At 73.7% G+C, this 21,959-nt stretch carries 17 protein-coding genes; 4 read left to right on the top strand and 13 right to left on the bottom strand.

Features of this window, described 5'->3' with window-relative positions:
* Both VKZ81_RS12945 and VKZ81_RS12940 read right to left on the bottom strand, forming a co-directional pair.
* Positions 1–4,717: hypothetical protein (locus tag VKZ81_RS12945; RefSeq protein ID WP_324241763.1), on the bottom strand; the 4,717-nt coding region annotated here is incomplete at its 3' end.
* A 2,449-nt stretch (positions 4,718–7,166) separates the two neighbouring features.
* Complete coding sequence (locus VKZ81_RS12940; protein ID WP_324241762.1) at positions 7,167–7,646, bottom strand: Lrp/AsnC family transcriptional regulator; 480 nt, start codon at positions 7,644–7,646, stop codon at positions 7,167–7,169.
* 125 nt (positions 7,647–7,771) lie between these two features.
* On the opposite strand from VKZ81_RS12940, the gene VKZ81_RS12935 reads away from it, so the two are divergent.
* A complete protein-coding gene (locus VKZ81_RS12935; RefSeq protein WP_324241761.1) occupies positions 7,772–10,102 on the top strand; it encodes a thiamine pyrophosphate-binding protein in 2,331 nt (776 codons plus the stop codon).
* Here the strand turns inward: VKZ81_RS12935 and VKZ81_RS12930 are convergent.
* Positions 10,071–10,340 carry a hypothetical protein gene (locus tag VKZ81_RS12930; RefSeq protein ID WP_324241760.1) on the bottom strand — a complete coding sequence of 90 codons (270 nt, stop codon included), beginning with the start codon at positions 10,338–10,340 and terminating at the stop codon, positions 10,071–10,073. The genes VKZ81_RS12935 and VKZ81_RS12930 overlap by 32 nt on opposite strands.
* A gap of 64 nt (positions 10,341–10,404) precedes the next feature.
* On the bottom strand, positions 10,405–10,860 hold the full coding sequence (locus VKZ81_RS12925; RefSeq protein WP_324241759.1) for a MarR family winged helix-turn-helix transcriptional regulator: 456 nt from the start codon (positions 10,858–10,860) through the stop codon (positions 10,405–10,407).
* Positions 10,861–11,000: 140 nt separating this feature from the next.
* On the opposite strand from VKZ81_RS12925, the gene VKZ81_RS12920 reads away from it, so the two are divergent.
* Positions 11,001–11,270 (top strand): DUF3040 domain-containing protein, encoded by a 270-nt coding sequence (locus tag VKZ81_RS12920; protein WP_324241758.1) that lies wholly within the window; start codon positions 11,001–11,003, stop codon positions 11,268–11,270.
* Positions 11,271–11,280: 10 nt separating this feature from the next.
* Here the strand turns inward: VKZ81_RS12920 and VKZ81_RS12915 are convergent, their stop codons facing one another.
* Genes VKZ81_RS12915 through VKZ81_RS12905 form a run of 3 tightly spaced genes read right to left on the bottom strand, consistent with a single transcriptional unit; the run spans position 11,281 to position 13,075 of the window.
* Positions 11,281–11,958, bottom strand: a complete 678-nt coding sequence (locus VKZ81_RS12915; protein ID WP_324241757.1) for an MBL fold metallo-hydrolase — start codon at positions 11,956–11,958, stop codon at positions 11,281–11,283.
* Positions 11,955–12,605 (bottom strand): DsbA family oxidoreductase, encoded by a 651-nt coding sequence (locus VKZ81_RS12910; protein ID WP_324241756.1) that lies wholly within the window; start codon positions 12,603–12,605, stop codon positions 11,955–11,957. Before VKZ81_RS12910 ends, VKZ81_RS12915 begins: the two co-directional genes overlap by 4 nt.
* A complete protein-coding gene (locus VKZ81_RS12905) occupies positions 12,605–13,075 on the bottom strand; it encodes a pyridoxamine 5'-phosphate oxidase family protein (protein ID WP_324241755.1) in 471 nt (156 codons plus the stop codon). Before VKZ81_RS12905 ends, VKZ81_RS12910 begins: the two co-directional genes overlap by 1 nt.
* Before the next feature lie 47 nt (positions 13,076–13,122).
* On the opposite strand from VKZ81_RS12905, the gene VKZ81_RS12900 reads away from it, so the two are divergent.
* Complete coding sequence (locus tag VKZ81_RS12900; RefSeq protein ID WP_324241754.1) at positions 13,123–13,734, top strand: TetR/AcrR family transcriptional regulator; 612 nt, start codon at positions 13,123–13,125, stop codon at positions 13,732–13,734.
* Here VKZ81_RS12900 and VKZ81_RS12895 read toward each other — a convergent pair.
* Genes VKZ81_RS12895 through VKZ81_RS12885 form a run of 3 tightly spaced genes read right to left on the bottom strand, consistent with a single transcriptional unit; the run spans position 13,724 to position 16,910 of the window.
* Positions 13,724–14,626, bottom strand: a complete 903-nt coding sequence (locus VKZ81_RS12895) for a carbohydrate ABC transporter permease (protein ID WP_324241753.1) — start codon at positions 14,624–14,626, stop codon at positions 13,724–13,726. The two genes, VKZ81_RS12900 and VKZ81_RS12895, sit on opposite strands and share 11 nt — an antisense overlap.
* Before the next feature lie 3 nt (positions 14,627–14,629).
* Entirely contained in the window at positions 14,630–15,595 is a 966-nt protein-coding gene (locus VKZ81_RS12890; protein WP_324241752.1) for a carbohydrate ABC transporter permease, read from the bottom strand.
* Positions 15,596–15,635: 40 nt separating this feature from the next.
* Entirely contained in the window at positions 15,636–16,910 is a 1,275-nt protein-coding gene (locus VKZ81_RS12885; protein WP_324241751.1) for an ABC transporter substrate-binding protein, read from the bottom strand.
* Positions 16,911–17,125: 215 nt separating this feature from the next.
* On the opposite strand from VKZ81_RS12885, the gene VKZ81_RS12880 reads away from it, so the two are divergent.
* Positions 17,126–18,664, top strand: coding sequence for an alpha-N-arabinofuranosidase (locus tag VKZ81_RS12880; RefSeq protein ID WP_324241750.1), 1,539 nt, complete (start codon positions 17,126–17,128; stop codon positions 18,662–18,664).
* A gap of 6 nt (positions 18,665–18,670) precedes the next feature.
* Here VKZ81_RS12880 and VKZ81_RS12875 read toward each other — a convergent pair whose 3' ends face one another.
* The 3 genes from VKZ81_RS12875 to VKZ81_RS12865 form a co-directional block, all read right to left on the bottom strand.
* Positions 18,671–19,672, bottom strand: a complete 1,002-nt coding sequence (locus VKZ81_RS12875; RefSeq protein ID WP_324241765.1) for a LacI family DNA-binding transcriptional regulator — start codon at positions 19,670–19,672, stop codon at positions 18,671–18,673.
* Between the two features lie 92 nt (positions 19,673–19,764).
* Entirely contained in the window at positions 19,765–20,589 is an 825-nt protein-coding gene (locus VKZ81_RS12870; protein ID WP_324241764.1) for an SDR family oxidoreductase, read from the bottom strand.
* Positions 20,590–20,733: 144 nt separating this feature from the next.
* Entirely contained in the window at positions 20,734–21,942 is a 1,209-nt protein-coding gene (locus VKZ81_RS12865; RefSeq protein WP_324241749.1) for an FAD-dependent monooxygenase, read from the bottom strand.
* Positions 21,943–21,959: the final 17 nt, after the last annotated feature.

Here is a 21,959-nt window from a genome sequence, read left to right as displayed (position 1 = left end):
CGTAGGACGCGGAGGCCGACGCGGACGCGGAGTAGGAGTGGCTGCAGTTGGTGCCCTTGGTGCCGTGGCAGGACGCAGAAGCCTGCCCGGAGCCGCCGGCGGCCATCGCCGACGCGCTGGTGACGACCCGGCCGGCGCCCTTCCCGCCGGTGTAGTAGCCGGTGGCGGTGCCGTGGGCGCTCGCGCCACCGGCCGCGGCCGAGGCGCTGCTGTGGGCGCGGTAGGAGCGGCGGCAGTCGGCGCCGGTGCACGCCGCCCCGGCCATGGCCTGGGTGCCGCTCGCGGACGCGGCCACCTGGGCCGCGGCCGAGCAGGTGCCGTTCTTGCCGGCCACGCAGCGGCCGTAGGCGGTGGAGAGGCCGCCGGTGTGGGCGGCGCCGGTGGTCGTGGCCCGGCACCCGGTGCCCTGGCAGTCGCCGGTGACGGCGGCCGTGCGGGTGGTGCCCTGGCCGGAGACGACGGTGCTGGAGCCGGCGGCGATCTGGCCGACGCAGGCCGTCTTCCCGGTGCAGGCGACCCGGCCGGTGGCGTGCGTCCCCTGGCCGTTGACGGAGCGGCCGTTCAACTCGGCCTTGCAGCCCGCCTGCGGGCAGTGGGCCTGCGAGCCGGTCTGGCCGGTGGCGGTCAGGCCCGGGACGGTCGTGGTCCGCTTGCTGTTCTTGGCCGTGATCACGCCGGCGTTGCCGGTGAGGGTGGCCGATGCGCTGCTGGTGACCGCGCACCCGCCGGCCTTGCCGCGGCAGGTGGCGTCGGTGTGCGAGCGACCGGGCGCGCCACCGACGTCGCCGGTGGTCGTCACGGTGCAGCCGCGACCGGCGCACTGGCCGATCACGTTCGACACCGACAGGCTCGCCGGCGGGTTCGTCACCTTGCCGGTGCGAGCGATCCGCGCCGCCTCGGCGGCGATCCGACGTGCCTCCCGTGCGGTCTCGGCGGCCTGGGCGGCCAGCTTCTTCTGCTTCGCGGTCGCGCCCGGTGCGGCGGCGGCCTCGCGGGCCTGCGCGGCAGCCTGCCGGGCCTGCTTGGCCTGGGCGGCGGTCTGCGCGGCCGTGGTCCGGGCGTTGGCGAGGATCGTGTCCACCACGGCCTGGCCGGACACCGAGTACGAGGTGCTCTGGATGGTGCAGGCGCTGCCCGTGGTCCTGCAGGTACCCGTGGTCTCGACGTGGGTGCCCTTGGCCGTCGGCGGCCCGCGCGCCCCCACGCCGCCGTCGGCGTTGTTCGGCCGCGTGGTGCTGCCGCCGGAGGTGGAGGGCCGTCCGGAGCACTTGCCGCCACCGGTGCACTCGAGCGTGGCCGAGGCGGCCGACCAGCTCGACGCGCCCGCCACGGTCGCGGCGCCCGAGCTCGCGGCGGCGCCGGGCGCCCCGACGGGCGGCAGCACCGCGTTCTTCCCGGCGGGGCCGCGGTCGCCGCCGTCCTCCTGCGCGTCACCGGTCTGGACCGAGCCGGTCTCGGCGTTGTCGGTGGACCGGCCCGCGTACAGCGCGCCGATGGAGGAGGCGTCCGGGCCGGAGGAGGCACCGGAGTTGGTCACGCCCTGGCAGTGCCCGCCGGACACGCCCTTGCAGGAGGCCCAGCTCCGGTCGCCGCTCGTGGTCGAGGTGGCGGCGTCGGTCCCGCTGGCCGAGCTGGTGACCTTGCCGTTGCAGGTGCCCGGCCCGTCGCACGACACGACGCCGCCGGAGGCCGTGGCGGTCGACGGCCCGGACGTGAGCCGCTTCTTGGTCGGGTTGCCCGACAGCGTCTGCGCCGCGCCGGCACCGGAGTAGGCGACCGAGACGACGCGCCCCTCACAGGTGTCGCCGCCCTCGCAGGTGGCGTGTCCCTTCGAGGTGTCGGGTGCGCTGCGCTTGCCGTCCCACGCCGCCGACTGAGAACGGACGGTGACCCGGCAGCTCGGGGAGTCGCACGTGATCCTGCCCTCGGACACCGACCGCGCGCTGGCGCCCCGCTCGCCCTTCGTCAGGGGCTTGCCGGTCTTCGGGTCCCGCGCCACGAAGTCGCGCGTGCTGCTGGCGGACGACGTGGTCGCGACCTGGCAGCCACCGTCGCGAGCCCGGCAGTCCTCCTTCTTGGCCGTGCGCTTCCAGCCGTCGGACACCGCGGTGTCGCGGGCCCTGGCCGAGCTGGACGCGGTGCCGCCGCACCGGCTGCTGTCCGCGCAGCTGACGTAGGCGCTGCCGTGCGAGACGCTGACCGGTTTGCCGTCGCGGTTCTGCACCACCGAGCTGCTGCTCGCCCCGCACGACCCACCGTCGCCGTAGACGGTGCAGCGGCCCTTCCCCTCGCTCTCACGGACCCCCTTGACGTCCCCGGACGCCGACGCGGAGGTGCGGGCGCGGGCCTCGCCCCGGCACCTGGGGTTGTCGCAGCGGACCTCGCCCGCCGCGTCGCTGGCCGCGATCAGCCCGCCGCGGCGCTCGACGTGAGAGCTCGCGGACGAGGTGCAGCTGCCTGCCTCGACCGTGCAGCTGCTGCGCCCGGAGGTCGTGCGCACGGCGGCCTTCTCCCCGCGGCCGCTGGTGATGGTGCCGGTCGTGCTGGTGCGGCACCCGCCGTTCGTGGCGGCGCAGCCGGCGGCCGAGTCGCGGGCGCTGGCGGACGTGGTCAGCGTGCAGCCGCCGGTGCAGGACCCGGTGGCCCGCGTCTCGGTCCTGGCGCTGCTCCCGGTCTCGGCGTCGGTGGTGCGACCGGTGAACGCGCTGCTCCCCGAGCACCCGTTGCTCGCCTGGCAGGTGGTGGCCGTCTGGCGGGTGTCCGCGCTCGCGGCCACCGCGCAGTCGCCGGCCCCGCACCCGCTGGTGGCGGAGTTCCGGCCGCTCGTGGCCGTGGTCTTGCAGCTCTTCGCCGTGCACTTGGCGGTCGCCTTGACCGAGCCCTTGCCGGACTTGGCCCCGCACCCGGACCCGCCGAGCGCGACGCAGTCGTCGCGGACCACCTTGTCGGTCTTGTTGTTGGTGGCGGCGGTGTTGCACGAGGTGAAGGCCCCGCTGCGCCCGCAGGCCGCGGCCGCCCCCTTCTCGCCGACCTCCACGCGGTCGACGACGTCGTTGCCCGTGACCTTCTGCAGCTTCTTGGTCTGCGCCTCGATCGTGGAGCGCTGCTTCTTGGTCAGGTTGGCGTTGGGGTCGTTCAGCTTCTCCTGACCGGCCACCACGCTGTTGATCAGCTTGCGGTTGGCCGCGCTGACCTTCTTCGCCGCCGCGTCCGCCTTCTTCTCGAGCGCCTTCTGTTCCTTGACCTGCTTGTTGTAGGCGGCCTTCGTCATCTCGCCCGCGGCGACCTTCTTGCGGGCCGCCTCCACCTTGTCCGCGGCCTTCTCGGCCTTCAGCCGGGCGTTGAGCGCCGCGTTGGCCTTCTTCTGGGCGGGCGTGCGTTCCTGCGCGGTGGCGGTGTCGTTCGCCATGCTCTCGCCCTGCAGGGTGTCGGTCTGCGTGACGTACACCTCGCCGGACGTGACGCACGCGAGGCAGTCACCGATCCCGCCGGACTGGACGAGCGAACCGTTCCCGCTCGCGTCCGAGAACGAGGCGCCGCCAGCCCCGCCCGACCCGGAGCCGCCGCGGTCGACGAGCACGGTGCCGGGGCTGTCGGAGGGCACCAGCTGGTTCGCCCCACCGGACCCACCGGCATCGGTGTCCGAGTGGTTCGTCAGCGCGGTGCCGGGGCTGTCGTCGACCAGCAACTGGCCGTACGGGATGGCGTCGGTGACGGTGCTGTTCGTCTGGAAGGTGGGCGCCGGGTCGGGACCGTCGTCGTACGCCGGCCCGCCGGCAGCGCCGTAGTCGATCCCGTAGTCGATCCCGTGGTCGGCACCGAGGTCGCCGCCGTCGAAGGCGCCGTGGCCGGCGAAGGCGGCTTCCATCGAACGCATCGAGGAGGCCGGTGGACCGCGCGCGCTCCGGTGCGACGGCCAGGAGGTGCTGGACGCCTCCACGCCACATCCGCCGCCGGTTGCCAGGCACAGGCCGTCCGCACCTGGTCCGTCCGGCGGCAGGGCGTCGTCATCCCCGCCCGGGTCGAACCGGCGCTCCCCCGACCGTTTCGCGCCCGCGTCGCGCGCGAGCACGGCGAGGAGCTGTTCCGGTTGGTCGGACGGCCCGCGGCCCGACCGCATCGTCCGGGACACCTCGTCGGCGAGCCGCTTCACGGCCTCGACGAGGTCCTCGACGTCACCGCCGGACACCGCCTCCTCGACGACCTCGACCACGCGGTCGCCGATCCGGCTCAGCGCCTCGGCGTCGACGGGCGGTCGCGGGTCCGACGCGTCGCGCAGCACGGCCCCGTGGTGCCGCTCGGACGCGACCAGTCGGCCCGGCCGCCGCCGCCCGTCCCGTTCGGTGGCGCGACCGCCGTCGTCGTACATGCCCGGTGATCTGTCGCCGACCGAGCGCACGAGATCGCCGTCGGGCGTGAACCCGCGTCGATCGAATCGAGGTGGTCCGTGCTCGCCGCGGGTGGCGCGGTCGCGCTTCGTCCACTCGGAGCGCACGGCGCGCACGCGGTCGCTGATGTCCTCGCCCGAGGACGCGGCCGCCACCCACTCGGGCACGTGCCTCAACACGCTGCGCGCGATCGCGCCCGCGTCCTCTCCGCGATCGGACACCAGCTCCGCCACGGAGTCGGTGACGCGGCGGGCGACGTCCACGACGGACGTGGGCATCGCATCGTCGGCGTCCTCGGGGAGCTCGTCCCCGCGCGCCCGATCGAACACGTGGCGATCGCGGCCGTACCGGATCGACCGTTCCGCGTCGAAGCCGCCGTGGTCCCGGGCGACCGGCCACCGCCACGGCCCGTCGTGGCGCTCGTCGGGCCCCCGCGACGGCCCGTGCCACCATCCACCGTGGTGGCGGTGCCCCTCCCGCGGCCCGGCGCGCCAGCCGTCCCGTGCGTCCTCGTCGGCGCCCGGTCCCCTGTCGTGGGTCCGCACGAAGAAGCGGGGGCCGGGTCGGTCGCGCCGCTCCTCGGGCCTCCAGTCGTCCCACCCGCTCCGGAAGCGCGTCGGCTCGTCGTCCGACCACGGGCGGGCGGGCTTCGGGTACCAGGCGTCGTCAGCCGAGGATCCGAACCGCCGGGACGCGTCGCCTCGCTGCCCCGACCGCTCCTCCGCCGAGCCCATCGACCACCGGGCCGACGTCCGCTCGGCCGCGTGGCCGCCCGAATCGTCCGCGCCGGAGAACGCCCTGCTTCCCTCGGAGAACCGCCGGCGCCCGTCCGCCCGGGAACGGTCGCGCTCGTCGTCCGCACCTGGCGACCAGCCGGTCCTCGACGCGGGTCTCGACCACGTCGATCCGTCCCCGACGCTGCGCCCCGAGTACGAGACCGCGAACCCGATCTCGTGCTCCGAGCGCGAGTCGCCCCGGCTGCGGCGCCCGGACCACCGGTCGGCGTCGGAATCGTGGCGGGCCGCCCAGCGACCCTCGTCCCCGCGAGACGGCCGCTCGCCCTCCACCTCGGGGGCGGAGCCGCGGCGGGAACGGGGCTCGTCGTCCGCGTCGGGGCGCCACTCGTACCGTGATGGTCGGGGCCCCCGGTCCGCGTCGGAGCCGCGGCGCGCCGCCCAGCCCTGCTCGTCTCCGCGGGACCGCCGCTCCCCGCCGGCGTCCGCATCGGAGTCGTGACGCACCGGACGAGCCTCATGGTCGGAATCCGAGCGCGATCCGCGCCACGAGGGCTTCCGGTCCGAGTCGCGGTGCGCCGCCCAGCGGTCCTCGTCCCCGCGAGACGGCCGCTCGCCCTCCACCTCGGGGGCGGAGCCGCGGCGGGAGCGGGGCTCGTCGTCGGCGTCCGGGCGCGACCCGTGCCACGAGGGACGCGGCTTCCGGTCCGGTTCCGAGTCGCGCCTCTGGGCACGCGACTTCCGGTCCGAGTCGAAGTCGGAGTCACGCCTCGACGAGCGCGACTCGCGATCCGCGTCCGAGTCGCGCCGCGACCAGCGGGACGCGTGGTCGGAGTCCGAGTCGCGCCGTTCCGCTCGCGACCGCCGATCCGAGTCGGCGTCGGAGTGCCGCGACCGGCGGGACTCGCGATCCGAGTCGGACTCGCGCCGCTCGGCACGCGACCGCCGATCCGAATCAGAATCCCGGTCGCGACGCTCCGAACGGTCCTTCCGATCCGAATCCCGGTCCCGCCGCTCCGAACGATCCTTCCGATCCGAATCCGAGTCCCGATCACGACGCTCGGAACGGGACTCGCGACGGGAGTCGGAGTCACCGTCGTCATCGTCGTCGTCATCGTCGGACGAGGCGGCGAACAACCGCGAACCGGCGGCGCGACCGCCCGCGGCCTTCGTCGCAGCCCCTGCCCCGAGTGCGAGCGTGTGCGCCGGGACCACGGCCGCGGCGGCCGCGGGCGCGGCCAGCAGCGCGCCGCCCACCCACAGCGCGGCCACGCCGATCCCGACGGCGAGGATCGAGCGCAGCGCCAGCCACAGGCGGTCCGCGGCCGAGAGGCGCAGCCGCACGACGCGCGCGCCGGCATGCGCGGCGGGGCCCATGGCCCCACCGTCGCGAACCCGACGCGCGAACACGGCTCTGCTTCTCCCTCGTGGTGCCGACCGATCTGATCAGGACACGGACCGGTCAGACGGGAATGCGAAATGGAATCGCCAGAAAAGTGACAGCACAGCAGGGCCCAACGGGGACGCGCCTGGGGCAAGCGAACCCCGACCGGGCGGTGTTCAACACGCCCGACAACCCTGCGACATCCCGATCGCGACGTTGCGAGTCGTCAGCAACCTCGCGGCTCGGTGAAGGGCCCCTCGATTCGTGAACCGAGGGTGATGGGGAAGATACCAGACGCATCACGGCATTCGCCAGACCTTCCGCGACGGCACCCTGGGCGTGCGCACGCCCAGGTGCGTCGACCCACGTCGGGGACCGGGTCGGCACCGCGGGAAGTGGACGGCGACACCCGGCCCCCGGGGCCCGGACGCCGCTGCTGCGGTCGGCCCGGCCGGCCGCGGTGGGCCGGCGCGGTCCCGCGGCACGGCCACCGCGCACCCCGGGGAGACGCCACGCTGACGGAGACCGACCGGTTCGACGCATCGATTTTCCCGATCTGCAACGGGAGATCCGGAAGCGGCGCAATCCGACGGAACCGCCCAGCGCGAAGTGCGGCGCGGTGCCACTTTCGCGGGTGAAGCGGAAACGATCTGCCACCCGTCACGGTTTCGCGATCCGCTCCAGCAGCGGCTGCATCCGGTGCTCGACGAGCGTGCGCATGACGAGCGACGTCGTCGTCCGCTCCACGCCGTCGGTGGCGAGCAGCCGGCCCGCGATCCGGTAGAGGTCGTCGGCGTCACGCGCGACGACGCGCACCAACAGATCGGTCGGCCCGGAAAGGCCCAACACCTCGATCACCTCCGGCACCTCGTGCATGGCCGCCGCGACCTCGGCGAGCATCCGCTGGGTCACCTGCACCATGACGAACGCGGTGAGTGGGTAGCCCAGCGCGGCCGGGTCGATGCGCCGCTCGAACGAGGTGAGCACGCCGCGGGCCTCCAGCCCGGCGAGCCTGGCCTGCACGGTGTTGCGCGACAGCCCGGTGCGCTCGGCGAGCGCGAGCACCGTGGCGCGCGGGCTCTCGGCGAGCGCGAGCAGCAGCCGCGCGTCGGTCGCGTCGATCCGGTCCGCACTGCGCACAGTGCCCGCACCTCCCTCGTCACCGCACCCCGCGGCTGAACAGTCTGCTCAACATCAACCGTCATGGTTGTGCAATCCACCTCCGGGGTGCTGCCATTTCAGGCATCGTGGCACGAGGAGGAGCGATGACGATCGTCGACCCGCGGCCGGCCGCCGCTTCGTCCCTGCCGGAGTCCTCGCCGGAGCCGCTGCGCGAGATCGAGAAGCGGGTGCTGTGGCTCGCGACGGCGATCGTGCACCACGCGAACCGGGTGCGCCCGAACCCGACCGGGCTCAAGGTCGGGGGCCACCAGGCGTCCAGCGCGTCGATGGTCACGATCATGACGGCGCTGTGGTTCAACCACCTGCGGCCCCAGGACCGGGTCTCGGTGAAGCCGCACGCGTCGCCGGTGCTGCACGCCATCAACTACCTGCTCGGCGAGCTGGACCAGCGCTACCTGACGACGCTGCGCGAGTTCGGCGGCCTGCAGGCCTACCCGTCGCGGTCCAAGGACCCCGACCCGGTCGACTACTCCACGGGGTCGGTCGGCATCGGCGCGACCGCCCCGATCTGGGGCGCGCTCGCGCGCCGCTACCTCGCCTCGAAGGGCGCAGGCGCGGGCAGCGGGCGGCAGTACTCGCTCGTCGGCGACGCCGAGCTGGACGAGGGCGCGTGCTGGGAGGCGATCCTCGACCCGATGGTCGCCGAGCTCGGCGAGGTCGTCTGGATCGTCGACGTCAACCGGCAGTCGTTGGACCGGGTCGTCCCCGGCATCGGCGTCCCCCGGCTGCAGGGCATGTTCGCCGCGGCGGGTTGGCAGGTCCTCACCGTCAAGTACGGCCACCTGCTCGAGGAGCTGTTCACCCGGCCCGGCGGCGCCGCGCTGCGCAGGCGCATCGACGAGATGACCAACCCGGAGTACCAGCGGCTCCTGCGCTGCACACCCGCGCAGCTGCGGGAGCGGCTGCCCGGCGGCGACCCGGAGCTCGCCCGCCTCGTCGCGGACCTCGACGACGACACCCTGCACGCGGCCGTGCGCAACCTCGGCGGGCACGACCTCGCCGCGCTCGACCAGGCGCTCTCCTCGATCGACGACACCCGGCCCACGGTGATCTTCGCCTACACGGTGAAGGGGCGCGGCCTCGCCACCGAGGGGCATCCGCAGAACCACTCGTCGCTGCTCACCGACGAGCAGATGGCGCAGCTCGCCGCCCGCCTCGGCACGTCGGTCGACGACCCGTGGGCGCGGTTCCCGGCGGGCTCGGCCCCGGCCCGGCTGTGCGCGGAGGTGGCGCGCCGGCTGCGCCGCGAGCCGACGCCCGCGCCGCGCACGTTCGCCGTCCCCACCGACTTCGGGCGCACCCCGGCCGGCACCGCCACCACGCAGGCCGCGCTCGGGCGCACGCTGCTCGACCTCACCCGGTCCGCCCCCGAGGTGGCCGGCCGGGTCGTCACGCTGTGCCCGGACGTCAGCTCGTCGACCAACCTCGCGGGCTGGGTGAACAAGGTCGGGGTCTGGTCGCCGCGCGAGCGGGTGGACTGGTTCGCCGACGACCCGGAGACGATCCTGCACTGGCGCGAGCGCCCGACCGGCCAGCACCTGGAGCTGGGGATCGCCGAGACCAACCTCGTCGGGTTGCTCGGCGAGCTCGGGGCGACCTGGAGCCGGTGGGGCGAGCCCCTGCTGCCCATCGGGGTGCTCTACGACCCGTTCGTCGAGCGGGCCCTCGAGCCGTGGTCGTTCGGCATCTACGCCGGCGGCCAGTCGATCCTGGTCGGCACGCCGTCCGGGGTGTCGCTCGCACCGGAGGGCGGCGCGCACCAGTCGGTCACCACCCCGTCGATCGGGCTGGAGCAGCCGGGCTGCATCGGCTACGAGCCGGCGTTCGCGATCGACGTCGAGTGGACGCTGCTCGCGTCGCTCGCCCGGCTCGGCCGCCCGGACGGGACCTCGGCCTACCTGCGCCTGTCGACCCGCCCGGTCGACCAGACCCTCGCCGCGGTGCCCACCGACCCGGCCGCCCGCGAGCACCGGCGCCGCCAGGTCGTCGCGGGCGCCTACCCGCTGCGCCGGTCGCAGGGCCGCCCGGCCGTCACGCTCGTCGCGATGGGGGCGGTCGTGCCCGAGGCGCTCGCCGCGGCCGACCGGCTGGACGCGCTCGGGGTGCCCGCCGACGTCGTGTGCGTGACCAGCCCCGGCCTGCTGTTCGACGCGGTGCAGGCCCGCGCCGGGCGCGGCGAGGCCGAGACGTGGATCCTCGACTCCGCCTTCCCCGCCCGCCGGGCCGCGCCGATGGTGACCCTGCTCGACGGCCACCCCCACACGCTGGCCTTCCTCGCCGGGATCCACCGCGTCGACGCCACGCACCTCGGCGTCACGCGGTTCGGCCAGTCCGGCGGCCTCGACGACGTGTACCGCCACCACGGGCTCGACGCCGACAGCGTCATCCGCGCCGCCCTCGACCTGCTCGGCTGAGCCGCCGCCCACGGGCGGGCGACGCGTCGTCGCGCGCCCGGCGGGCGCGCAGCGACTCGTCGGCGCGCTCGGCGTACCACCGCATCGCGCACGGGTGGTTCGGCACCGCGGCCGTCCGCCACGAGCACCCGGCGCAGCGGCCGGTGCCGTCGTCGACGTGCACGCGCAACAGCTCCGCGACGAGGGCAGGCCGCTTCTCCATGAAGTCGATCACGTCGAACACGCGCCCAGCGGTCACGTAGTCGATCTTGGTCGCTGCGGCGCGCGATGCGTTGCGCCACGCACACAGTCCCCCGATCGGGCTACCCCGAAGAAGTGGCCGGATCGGGCCCCGATACCTCACCGTTCCAGGTGGGCAGCGCGAGCACGTCGTCCATCCGACGCAGCTCGGCGCGGTGCAGCGCGCTCAGCCGGCCGAGGATCCGCTCCCCGTCGGCGGTCAGCTGCACGCGGACGGCGCGCGCGTCGTCGGGGTGCGGCACGCGCTCGACGAGCCCTTGCCGCTGCGCCCGGTTGACCAGCTCGACGACGCTGTGGTGGCGCAACAGCAGCCGGTCGGCCAGCTCCCGCACGGTGGCCCAGTCCCGCCCGGGAAACCCCTTCAGCGCCAGCAGCAGCTGGTACTGCTGCGGGGTCAGGCCGTGGCTGCGCACGGTCTCCTCGCTGAAGCGCAGGTAGCGGCGGATCCCGAACCGGAACCGCGCCAGCGCCTCGAAGTCCTTCTTGGTCAGGGCGCCGGCATCCCCGTCGTCGGCCACCGCCCCATGACACCACTCACGCCCCCGGCGTTTCGCCACGACCCCGTACTATATCGGCTCACGATACATCGTGCTACGATATAAACGACCGTAGGGCACCGATCGCCACGGGAGGCAAACGCCGACACGGGAGGTGCGCCGTGCTCAGTGACCGGGAACGGGAGACGCTGCGCGAGGTCGAACGCGGGCTCCTGACCGACGACCCCGACTTCGCCCGCTCCTTCGCCGCCCGCGCCCAGGACCTGCCCCGACGCAAGGGCGGGGTGGGCAACAAGATCTTCCTCGCCAGCGGGTTCCTGCTCAGCACGCTCGTGCTGGCCGCCGGGTCGCTCGCCGGGGCCGCGGCGTTCGCGGTGACGACCGTGCTGGTCTGGATGGCGTGGCGGTACGGACCCGACGCCGCCGGGTGAGGGGCCCGGCTCACCAGCCGCGGCGGATCCACTCGTCGAGGTGCGGGCGCTCCGACCCGACCGTGGTATCCGGGCCGTGCCCGGGGTGGACCACCGTCGCCTCGTCGAGCGCGAGCAGCCCGCGCACCGAGTCGACGATCGCGGGGAAGTCCGACAGCGGCGGGCCGGTGAGCCCGGGCCCGCCCGGGAAGAGCGTGTCGCCGCTCAGCAGGTGCCGCCCCGCGAGGAGGCAGATCCCGCCCGGGGTGTGGCCAGGGGTGTGCAGCACCCGGACGGCGCGGTCCCCGACGGCGATGTCGTCGCCGTCCGCCACGGGCGTGAACGCCCCGTCCCACAGCCGCTCGGGCGGCGCGAGCCGCGCGGGGTCCTCGGCGAGCAGGGCGGCGGTGGCCGTGCCCGCGTCCCAGTGGCCGCCGCGGCGCACGCCTGCCACCTCGTGCGGCCACACCGGCGCCTCGGCGGGGTGGGCGAGCACCGGCACCGCCCAGGCGTCGACCAGCGCGGGCACCGCGAGGACGTGGTCGAAGTGGGTGTGGGTGAGCACGACGGCCCGCACCCGCAGGCCCGCGGTGGCCGCCAGCACCCGCTCCGGCTCGTCGCCGGGGTCGACGACCAGCGCCTCCCCGCCCGAGGACACGATCCAGCAGTTCGTGGCGAGCACGCCGACGACCACCCGGCGCAGGTTCATCCCGCCCGCCGCAGCAGATCGTCGTAGACGCCCGGGTCGTGGCGGTCCACGATCGGGAACCCCTCCCCGAACGGCCCTTCCCAGTGCACCTCGATGCCCGGGTTCGCGACGGTGGTGCCGTCGGGGAGGCGGAACGTGGGGCTCAGCGGGATCGCGTCGGTGCGGGCCACGGCGTGGTCGGCCATGACGCGCGAGCGGTGGCGCCCGTCGTCGAGCGCCCCGGCCAGCGCGTCGACGTCGACCTGCCCGACCTCCGCCGCGACGTCGAGGATCACCTGCCGCTGCCCGATCGACCAGGACCGGGTCCAGAACGCCCGGCGCAGGGCGAGGTCGAGCTCCTCCCCCGCGGCCGGGCTCTGCGCGCTCGCGGCGTGCACGGCCTCGGCGGCGAGCAGCACGCTGTGCGGGTAGAGGTCGTCGGGGGCCGTCCACACGCGGAAGCCGGCCTCCGGCTCGATCTGCCCGAGCCCGACGGCCTCGGTGTCGGTGCCGCGCCGCCGGTGCGGCCCGTTGAACAGCTCCAGCGGGAACGTGTGGTGCTCGACCGGCACGTCGAGCCCCAGCCGCTCGCGGGCGCGCCGCATCCGCAGGAGCCCCACGTAGGCGAACGGGCAGAGCAGGTCGGACCACACCTCGATCGCGGTCATCAGCCCTCCTCGTGCTCGGTGCCCGGCGGGTTGGTCGTGAACCGGGTGGGCCGCAGCAGCACCGCGGTGCGCCGCTCCTCGGCCATCACGCGGTCGTAGGTGTCGAAGTCGGGGTGGGTGCCGCCCGCTGCGGTGAAGATGTCGCGCAGCAGCTGTCGCAGGTCCACACCGGGCATCGGGTCGTCCGGCCCGGCGAGTTCGACCGGGCCGCGCACCGCGACCCACTCCCAGCCCGACCGGAACACGAGCGTGGCCCGCGGGTCCCGGCGCAGGTTCGCGAGCTTGGCGGTGCCGCCCCGGGACACGAACGCCACGGTCGGCTCCCCCGTGACCGGGTGCGGCAGCACGCCGGCGTTGACCACGCTGACCGACGGCGCGGTGCGGCCGCTCGTGACCAGCACCGCAAGCCAGTGCTCCGCGCCCCCGTAGGTGCGCACGAGGCGGAGCCCCTCTTCGGTGGACAAGCTCATGCCGCCGACGATACGGACTTCGGTCCGGTTACGCTAGGCTCGTGCCCGTGGACCTGTTGGCCGACGACGCACCGAGGGAGCGCGCCGACGCGGCGCGCAACCGGCGCAAGGTGCTCGCCGCCGCCGCCGAGCTGTTCGCGGCGCGCGGCGTCGCGGCGGTGAGCATGGACGACGTCGCCGCGGCCGCCGGCGTCGGCAAGGGCACGCTGTACCGGCGGTTCGGCGACAAGTCGGGGCTCGCCGCGGCGCTGCTCGACGAGCGGGAGACCGAGCTGCAGCAGCGGATGCTCGCCGGCCCTCCGCCGCTCGGCCCCGGCGCACCCGCCGTCGAGCGGCTCGTCGCGTTCACGGACGCCTACCTCGCCTACGTCGACGCCCACCTCGACGTCGTCGCGATGTCGCAGACCGCGCGCCCGGGCGCCCGGCTGCGCACGGGCTCGCACCGGCTGTGGCGGCTGCACTGCCGGATCCTGCTCGCCGAGGCCGGCGCGCCCGACCCGGAGCTGCGCGCCGACGTGCTGCTCGCCGCGCTCACCGCCGAGCAGGTCCGGCACTGGCGCCGCGACGAGCGGCGCGGCCTCGACGAGCTCACCCGCGCGATGGGCGACCTGGCCCGCGCCCTCGCAGAGGGAGGGCGCGGGCCGGGTGTCAGCCCTTGAACGCCCCCTCGAGGATGCCCGCGACCATCCGCTTGCCGACGAAGACGAACAGCACCAGCAGCGGCAGCGTGGCGAGGAACGAGCCGGACATCGCGAGCCCGAGGTCGATCGTGTAGCTGTTCTGCAGCGCCTTGATCGCGATCTGCGCGGTGAAGCGCTCGGGCGACTTCAGGACGATGAACGGCCACAGGAAGTCGTTCCACGCCGTCACGAACCCGAACAGGCCCAGCACGAACGCCGCGGGCCGCACGATCGGGAACGCGATGCGCCAGAAGATCTGCCAGGTGCTCGCGCCGTCGATGCGAGCGGCCTGCACCAGCTCGTCGCTGACGGTCGCCGCGATGTGCTGGCGCATCCAGAAGATCCCGAAGGCGCTCGCCAGGCCGGGCACCGTGATCGCCTGCAGGGTGTCCACCCAGCCCAGCCAGGAGATGATCATGTACTGCGGGATGATCGCCAGCTGGGTGGGCACGGTCATCGTCAGCACCACGATCAGGAACAGCACGTCGCGGCCGCGGAAGTGCAGCTTCGCGAAGGCGAAGCCGCCCAGCGCGCACAGCACGGCCTGCCCGACGCCGATCGTGGTGGCCACGACCAGGCTGTTTCCGATCGCCTGCAGGAACGGGACCGTGTCGAAGACGAGCCCGGCGAGGTGGAAGAAGTTGTCGCCGGGCACGATCTCCGGCGGCATCTGCGTCGCCGTGGCCGAGTCGGTCGAGGCGACGACGAACATCCAGTAGAGCGGGAAGATCGACGCGAACGCGGCGACGCCGAGCAGCAGGTAGCTCCACCACCGCACCCGGCCCAACCGCCCCGACGACCGCGCCCGCCCGGGCGCTGCCCCGCCGGTCATCGTCGTGCCGATCACGGAACCGGCTGTCGTGTCAGCCATGCCTCACGCCCCTCGGATCCGCGCGGAGAGCAGGTAGTTGACCGCGGCGACCAGGATGATCATCACGAACAGGGCGACGCCGATCGCCGCGCCGTAGCCGAACTGGTACTGGCCGAAGCCCTGCTCGTAGAGGAACAGCGTCAGCGTCTGGCACTGCCGCACCGGGCCGCAGGTGAGGTTCGTCGTGCGGGCGACCAGCAGGGGCTCGGTGAAGATCTGCAGGCCGCCGATCGTCGACGTCACGACGGTGAAGATGATCACCGGTCGCAGCGACGGCACGGTGATGTGGCGGAACTGCGCCCACCCGCCCGCGCCGTCGATCGACGCCGCCTCGTACAGATCGCGCGGGACGGCCTGCAGCGATGCCAGGTAGAGCAGGGTCGTGTAGCCGAACCAGCGCCACGCGACCATCACCGCGATCATGACGTGGCTGCCCCACACGGACTGGACGAAGTCGATCGAGCCGATCCCGACCAGCCCGAGCAGCCAGTTCAGAAGGCCGTAGTCGCGGTCGAACATCTGCGCGAAGACGATCGCGGTGGCCGCCACCGAGGTGATGTAGGGCACCAGGATCGACATGCGGAAGAACAGCGCGAACCGCAGCCGGGCGTGGTTGAGCACGTGCGCCAGCACCAGCGCGACGAGCAGCTGCGGCACGGTCGACAGCAGCCAGATGCTGACCGTGTTGCGCGTCGCGTTCCAGAACCGCGCGTCCCCGAGCATCCGGACGAAGTTGTCGAACCCGGTGAACGTCTGGTCCCCGATCGGGTTCCACTCGAACAGCGCGATGTAGAACGTGAACAGGAACGGGATGAGCCCGAACACCCCGAACAGCACGAAGAACGGGGCGATGTAGGCGTACGGGGCGATCCGCTCCCGCAGCGGGAGCGCCCACCCCGCGGGGCGGCGGTGCGGCGCGCGAGCGGGCGCGCGCGGCGTCGGCGTTGCCGTCACACGCGTCGCGGTCACACCGCCTCCCCGGGGTCGAGCGAGCGGCGTCGCATCGCCGCTACGCCCCGATGGCCGTGCGGATGTTGCGCACGGCGTCGTCCCATGCCGTCGCCGGGTCGCCCGAACCCTGCTCGACGTTGGTGAGCGCGTTGAGGAACTCCGTGCCGATCGTGCCGGTGTCCGGCCCCATGTGGAACGGCTTCAGGCCCAGCAGCGCCTGCGTGTAGATCTCCCCCGTCGGTGCGCCGGAGAAGAACTCGTCGCGCTTGCCGGTCAGCTGCGGGTCGTCGTAGACCGACGGCGTGGTCGGCAGGGCGCCCACGTCGAGGAAGTGCTGCAGCTGGTGCTCCGGCGACTGCATCTCCCGGATGTAGTTCCACGCCGCCTGCGGGTTCTGCGCCCGGGCCGGGATGGCCAGGTAGCTGCCGCCCCAGTTGCCCGCCCCACCCGGGATGCGGGCGACGTCCCACTTGCCGGCGGTGTCGGGCGCGTACCGGCGGATCTGGTCCAGGAGCCACGACGGCGCGGAGACGACCGCGAAGTCACCGCGGGGCAGCGCGGCGTTCCAGCCGTCGGAGCCGAACGAGATCCGGGCCGAGATGTCGGCCTCGATCGCCCGGAGCGCGAGGTCGAAGGCCGCCTTGACCTCGGGGTTGCGGTCGTAGATCGGGTTGCCGGCGTCGTCGTAGTACTTCTGGGAGACCTGGTTGACGGCCTGGAAGAACACGCTCGTCGGCACGTTGTCGAGGAAGGCCTTGCCGGTCGCCTCCTTGTACCGCTTGCCGACCTCGATGAAGTCGTCCCACGTCGACCACATCTGGGAGACCTCCTCGCGGTCGGTGGGCAGGCCCGCCTCGGCGAACAGGTCCTTGCGGTAGGCGACGGCCAGGCCACCGACGTCGGTGGGGATGCCGATGATCTCGCCGCCCTGGGCGACGGCCTGCTCCATCACCCAGTCCAGGTAGTCGCCCTTGATCTCGTCGGCGCCGAACTCGCGCAGGTCGTGGAAGTTCTGCGGCTGCTGGACGAACTTGGGCAGGTCGTCGCCCTGGATCAGCACCAGGTCGGGGACCTTGCCGCCGGCGAGCGCGGTGGTGAGCGCCTGCGCGGTCTCGGTCGTGCTCCCGACCTCGGTGAGCTCGATGCGGATCTCGGGGTGGGCGCGCATGTAGTCGTCGACGTCGCGCTGCTGGTCGATCCCGCTGAACGACCAGAACTCGAAGACGTTCGGGTCCCCGCCGCCACCGGATGACGATCCCGGTGAGCAGGCGGTGACCGCCGCGAGCGCGGCCGCGGCGAACAACGCGAGGGAGGGGCTGATGCGGAGTTTCACAGCGGTGTGCCTCCTGTGTCCGGGCAGACGAGCGGCTCCGCCGGCCACGACGAACCGAAAGTTTCGCCTCCCGAGCCCGAGGGCGGCGGTCGACCGTGCCGGAGAGCGCGTGGTGGCGGACACGGTATAACGTCAAATCTCGCCTTGGGAAGACGCATCGGGTAACGCGCCGATCGAAACTTTTCGAGGCCGTCGTCGATCGAGGGAGGATCCCCATGGCCACATCAGACGCCCGCGCCGTCGTCGATCTGGACGTCACCGGCCCGACGATCTCGAGGCACCTCTACGGCCACTTCGCCGAGCACCTCGGCCGCTGCATCTACGGGGGGTTCTGGGTCGGGGAGGACTCACCGATCCCGAACGAGGGCGGACTGCGGCTCGACGTCGTCGAGGCGCTGCGCGCACTGGACGTCCCCACCCTGCGCTGGCCGGGCGGGTGCTTCGCCGACGCCTACCACTGGCGCGACGGGGTCGGCCCGAAGCACGAGCGGCCGGTGATGGTCAACACGCTGTGGGGCGACGTCGAGGAGAACAACCACTTCGGCACCCACGAGTTCATGGCCCTGTGCGAGCTCCTGGGCGCCGATCCCTACGTCAACGGCAACGTCGGCTCGGGCACGGTCCGCGAGATGAGCGAGTGGGTCGAGTACCTCACCCGCGACGGGGACTCCCCCATGGTCCGCCTGCGCAAGGCGAACGGGCGCGACGCACCGTGGAAGGTGCCGTTCTGGGGCATCGGCAACGAGGCCTGGGGCTGCGGCGGGCACCTGCGCGCCGAGGCCTACGCCGACCTGGCCTGCCGCTACGCCACGTTCCTGCACGACCACGGCGACAACCGGCTGTACCGGATCGCCGCCGGCGCGAGCGACGACGACCTGACCTGGACCGAGGCGCTGATGAAGGCGATCAGCTGCCTGGGCTGCACCGCCCGACCGCGCGGCGTGTTCCAGGGGATCTCGTTCCACTACTACACGTTCGCCGGCGACGGCATCGGCAAGAGCTCGGCCACCGACTTCACCGACGAGCAGTACTACCGCACGATGGTCAAGGCGGCCGACATCGACCGCGTGATCGCCGCGCACAGCGCGGTCATGGACGCCTACGACCCGCTGCGGCAGGTCGGGCTGGTCTGCGACGAGTGGGGCACCTGGTGGCAGGCGGAGCCGGGCACCAACCCGCGGTTCCTGCACCAGCAGAACACGCTGCGCGACGCGCTCGTCGCGAGCCTGCACTTCGACATCTTCCACAAGCACGCCGCCCGCCTGCGCATGGCGAACATCGCCCAGACCGTCAACGTGCTGCAGGCGATGGTGCTCACCGACGACGACGGCGGGCTCGTGCTCACCCCGACCTACCACGTCTTCGAGATGAACAAGGGGCACCAGGACGCCACCTCCGTGCCGGTGCACCTGGTGGAGGCGCCCGAGGCCGTGGAGGTCGGCGACGACCGGCTCGCGCCGCTGTCGATCTCGGCCAGCACCAAGGACGGCCGGGCGCTGGTGTCGATGAGCAACCTCGCGCTCGACCGCGAGGCGACGGTCCGGCTGGACCTGCGCGGCCGCGCGGCCACGGCCACCCGCGCCCGGATCCTCACCGCGGACAAGCCGCAGAGCCACAACACGCTCGCCGCGCCGGACGCGGTCGCCCCGACCGAGTTCGACGTGGAGCTGCGGCCGGGCGCGCTCGGGTCGACGGAGCTCACCGCGCCGCTGCCGCCGCACTCGTTCGCGACCGTCGAGCTGGTGCTGGGCTGAGGCGGGTCAGGGCCTGCGCGTGGTCTCCCGCTCCACGAGCCGCGCCTGCGGCATGATCACGCGGGCGGGGACGTCGGCGCGCCGGGACTCGATCCGCTCGACCAGCAGCGCGCAGATCGCATCGGCCATCTCGTCGTTGCCCGGCTCGACGGTGGTGAGGGCGGGGACGGTGAACCGGCCGTCGTCGAGGTTGTCGAACCCGACGACCTGGACGTCGTCGGGCACCTCCCGCCCGGCCTCGGCGAGGGCCCGCAGCGCGCCGATGGCGGCCGAGTCGGTCAGGGCGAAGACCGCGTCGAACGGCACCTTCCGGGCCATGAGGTCGTGCACCGCCGCGTACCCGTCCTGCACACCGAAGTCGCAGGAGACGATGAGGTCCTCGGGGACCGGGATCCCGGCCTCCGCGTGCGCGGCGCGGTAGCCGCGGGTGCGCAGCCCCGGCATGGTCTCCTCGGCCACGGCGACGCCGCCGAGCAGCGCGATCCGGCGCGCGCCGGTGCGCAGCAGCAGCGCGGTCGCCAGCCGCGCGCCGCCGACGTTGTCCATCAGCACGTGGTCGAACCGGGCGGGCACCGCGCGCTCCCCGATCAGCACGACCGGGGTGTCGATGCTGATCCGGTCGAGGTCGGCGGCGTCGCCGGCGACGACGCTGAGCACGAACCCGTCGTAGCCGGACAGCCGCGGCGCGGTCAGCGCGTCCAGCTCGGCCGTGCGGCTCGCGCCGGTCCGCTCCACCGCCAGCCGCAGCCCGTGCGCGGCGAACCGGTCCGCCAACCGGTCGGCGAGCTCGCCGTAGTAGCCCGGCGCGAAGGCCGGCACGGCGAGCCCGACCGCACCGGTCCGCCCGCGCCGCAGGTTCCGCGCCGTCTCGTTGACCTGGTAGCCGAGCTCGGCGATGGTCGCGAGCACGCGCTGCCGGGTCGACTCGCTGACGCGCTGCGACCGCCCGTTGATCACGTTGGACACGGTCATGGTCGACACGCCAGCGTGGCGGGCGACGTCGGTCATCGTGACCCGCGCCCGCCTACCGCCTCCGACCCCCACGACGGCGACCCTACGGAGCCTCGCGCGCCCGCCGCACCCGGGTTTGCCGGGGACGGTCAGGTGATCGGCGAACCACCGGTGACGCCGACCACCTCCGAGGTGATGTAGCTGGACTCCTGCGAGGCGAGGAAGACGTAGATCGGAGCCAGCTCGGCGGGCTGGGCCGCCCGCCCCAGCGGGGACTGCTTCCCGAAGGACTCGAGCTTCTCCCCGGGCATGGTCGCCGGGATCAGCGGCGTCCACACCGGACCCGGCGCGACGGAGTTGACCCGGATGCCCCGGTCGGTGAGGTTGCTGCCCAGCCCCTTGGTGAAGTTGACGATCGCGGCCTTGGACGTCGCGTAGTCCAGCAGGTGCGGCGACGGGTTGAACGCCTGCACCGACGAGGTCGTGATGATCGTCGAGCCCTCCGGCATGTGCGGGATCGCGGCCTTGCACAGCCAGAACATGGCGTAGACGTTGGTCTTCATCACCCGGTCGAACTGCTCGCTCGTGATCCCGTCGATGCCCTCGTCCTGCGACATCTGGTAGGCGGCGTTGCTGACCAGGACGTCGATCCGCCCGAACTCCCGCACGGCCCGTTCGACGACCGCCCGGCACCGGGCCTCGTCCTGCAGGTCGCCGGGCACGGGCACCGCCTGCCGCCCGGCCTCCTCGACCAGGCGCGCGGTCTCCCGGCCGTCCTCCTCCTCGTCCGGCAGGTAGGACAGGAGCACGTCGGCGCCCTCGCGGGCGAACGCGATGGCCACGGCGCGGCCGATCCCCGAGTCGCCACCGGTGATCACCGTCTTCCTGCCCTCGAGCCGCCCGCTGCCCCGGTAGGTCGCCTCCCCGTGGTCCGGCCGGACGTCGAGCTCGCCGGTGCGGCCCGGGTGCGGCACGGTCCGGTCGCCGCTGCCCGGGGCGGAGTGCTGCTCGGCCGGGTGCTGCTGGGTGAACTGGTCCTGACCCACTGATCGTCTCCATCCCGCGGTGGCTCGTCGCCATCCGGTTCCCCGGGATCGGGCGGGCGAACCGTCGGCGCCTCAGGTGGTCGAGGCCGGGTTCCGCCGCGCGGTGAGCAGCGCGGCGTAGTCGGGGAGCTCGATGTTCGTCGCGAACCGGTCGGTGACCCACAGCAGCGCGCTCAACAGCGGGCGGGCCCGCAGCACCAGGTTGCGCGCCCGGATCCCGCGGCGGCTCGCCGGGGCGAGGAACGATCCGGCGTGGCCCTTGCGCGCCACCGCCGCGTACGGCCGGAACCGCTGCTCGTACGCGCGGAAGGCCCGGCGGTGGTCGCCGCCCGCCAGCGCCAGCTCCCCGGCCAGCACGTACCCGGCGACGAGGGCGAGCCCGGTGCCGAACCCGCCGAGCGTGTTGCCGTAGCCGGCGTCGCCGACGAGCACCACCCGGCCGGCGGCGTAGCGGTCCATCTCCACGCGGCTGATCGAGTCGACGTGGACGTCCGGGGCGCTGCGCACCTGTTCGAGGAGCTCCGGCAACCGCCAACCACCGCCTGCGAACGCGTCGAGCACGATCCGCCGCTGCTCGTCGACCGCGTAGCGGTCGTAGTGCAGCGGGTCGGATGCGAAGACGAAGAACGCGGGCGAGTCGGGCCCGCCGACGGCGGCCATCCGGCCCGGCTCGTTGTACACGACGGCGGGAACGTCCGCGAAGGGGTTCCCGGCGGGCAGCTCGACCAGCGCGTAGTGGTAGCCGAGGTGACGCACGAACCGCTCCTCGGGGCCGAACGCGAGCCGCCGGATCCCGGAGTGGATGCCGTCGGCGCCCACCACCAGGTCGAACGTGCGGGGCGCGCCGCGCTCGAACGTGACGTGCACGCCGCCCGCGGTCTCGGTGAGCGAGGTGACCGCGTCCCCGAACACGTACTCGCACGTGTCGCGGGTGCGCCGGTGCAGGATCGCGGCGAGGTCGCCCCGGCGGATCTCGAGCTCCCCGGCGGAGAACGCGGCGGGGAGCACGGCGAGCCTCCGCCCGGTCGCGTCGACGATCGCCTGGTCGACGCCCCCGGTCTGGTGGGCGCGCAGCTCGTCGAGGATGCCCATGCGCTCCAGGACGGTGCGGTGCACGTCGCCCTTGACGTCCACGGCCTGCCCGCCCGCGCGCACGCCGTCGGCCTTCTCCACGACGGTGACGCGGGCGCCGTGGCGGTGGAGCCAGAACGCGACGGCGGGGCCCGCGATGCCGGCGCCGGAGACGAGGACGTCGAGGTCTGAGGATCGGTTCTCGGTCACGGGGCGAGGCTCGCCTC

The sequence above is a fragment of the Pseudonocardia sp. genome (assembly GCF_035305885.1).
In the GTDB taxonomy this organism is placed as follows: Bacteria; Actinomycetota; Actinomycetes; order Mycobacteriales; family Pseudonocardiaceae; genus Pseudonocardia.
Note: the sequence above shows the minus strand (reverse complement) of the source record. Positions and strands in the feature narration are given on the sequence as shown.